This window comes from Nonomuraea sp. H19 (assembly GCF_052068215.1).
In the GTDB taxonomy this organism is placed as follows: Bacteria; Actinomycetota; Actinomycetes; order Streptosporangiales; family Streptosporangiaceae; genus Nonomuraea.
Genome location: NZ_JBQHCV010000111.1, coordinates 1 through 1,659, shown reverse-complemented (window position 1 = coordinate 1,659; position 1,659 = coordinate 1). Strand labels below are relative to the sequence as shown.

Annotated in this window: 1 protein-coding gene; it reads right to left on the bottom strand. The window is 68.8% G+C overall.

Going from position 1 to position 1,659, the window contains the following annotated elements; genetic code table 11:
- Positions 1–160 precede the first annotated feature (160 nt).
- Complete coding sequence (locus tag ACTMTI_RS56790; RefSeq protein WP_441129395.1) at positions 161–1,537, bottom strand: IS1380 family transposase; 1,377 nt, start codon at positions 1,535–1,537, stop codon at positions 161–163.
- Between the last annotated feature and the right edge of the window lie 122 nt (positions 1,538–1,659).

Here is a 1,659-nt window from a genome sequence, read left to right as displayed (position 1 = left end):
CCTCGATCTTTCTCGACCTTGAGCTGGTCGGCTGAGGGATTCGGCTGGAGGTCGTTTCCTCGCTGTGGTCAGCGTGGCAGCCCGGCTATCGCGCCGGGTGGGCGGGGTTCCACGGGCCCGCGGCTTCCTTTCCTGGTAGTGGGGCGGGTGGGTGCTGGGGTCAGGTTGGTGCCGGCAGGGCGTGCAGGCGTGCCAGGGCGGTGATGATCTGGCGGGCCCAGGGCCATCGTGTCGGCATGCGGAGATGCAGGCGGCGGCCGCCGTGCACCAGTCGGCCGGCCACGGCGAACAGGCGCAGCCGCAGGCGTTTGGGCTCGTAGCGGCGGGCGTCGGTGTCGTGCAGGGCGAGCATCTGCATCCACGCGAGCAGTTCGCAGGCCAGTGCGACGATCTCGAGCCAGATCTGGTTCTGGGTGAAGTCGTGCAGGGGCAGGTTGCGCAGGCCGGTGTCCTTGGCGGCGCGGATGCGGTCTTCGGCGCGGGCCCGCCGCCGGTGACGAAGTTCAAGGTCGGCGAGCTGGCCGCCCGGGGTGCCGGTGACGAAGCAGGTGAAGCGGTGTCCGTCGAGGTCGGTGAACCGCAGCTGGGCGCCGGGGTGCGGGCGTTCTTTGCGGACAATGACCCGCATCCCTTTGGGCCAGCCGGTCAGCTCCAGCAGTCCGGTGAGTTCAGCGACCCAGGCACCCGGGCGTGGCCGGCGGTCGGCGTTGTAGGCGGGGGTCCAGACGGTGGCGGGGACTTTGAGGATGGCGGCGGCGATGTCGTCGGTGATGGTGAAGCCGATGGAGTACTTCAGCCATCGTCCGGGGCGGGTGAGCCAGTTCAGGAATTCGTGGGTGCCGCCGCCGGAGTCGGTGCGGACGAGAACATTGCGCCGCAGGTGCTTGGGGAGTTGGGCCAGGGCGAGTCGGGTGGTCTCGATGTGGTCGGCGGCGGTGTTGGAGCCGGCGTTGCCGGGTCGCAGCATCAGGGCCAGTGGCTCGCCGCCGCCGTCGCCCTGGTGGTCGGCGAAGGCGGTCATCGGATGGAAGCCGTAGCTCTTCTTCCAGGTCGGGGCCGCGTGCTGCTTGTCGGAATGGGAGATGACGATGGTGGCGTCGAGATCGACGACCACGGGCTGGCCGTCGGCTCCGGGGGCGCGAGCACCGGCCAGGTACCAGGCGCGTTCACGTGCGGTGGCGCGGGCGGCACGAATGGCCCTCAGCGCGCGGGCCTCATCGGCGGCGAGCCGGTCGATCAGGCGTGAGACGGTCGGGTCGGAGGCGACCGGGCCGAACAACTCGGGCTGGGAGCGCAGCATGGCGATGTCGGCCAGGCAGTCTCCGCCGAGTGCCAGGGTGAGGGCCAGATCGGTGATGATCTTTGCGGGGTCGTGCACCGCTCGGCTGGGCCGCCATCGCTCCAGTCGCTGCGATAGGTCCTTGCCCAGTCCGGTGATGCGCAGCGTCTGCATCAGCAGCAGACCACCGGCGTGTGAGACCAGCCCGCGGCCGTCGGCGGAAACGGTGATCTTGTGGTGCGAGGCGGTAGAGTTCACTCGGAAAGTGCCTTCTGATCTGGGATGGACGGGGCCTTAGACAAGTCCGATCCTCCCAGTTCAAGGGCACTTTTCTTATGTGAACGATCAGGCTGGCTCAAATTCGCCGTGAAAGCCGCAGG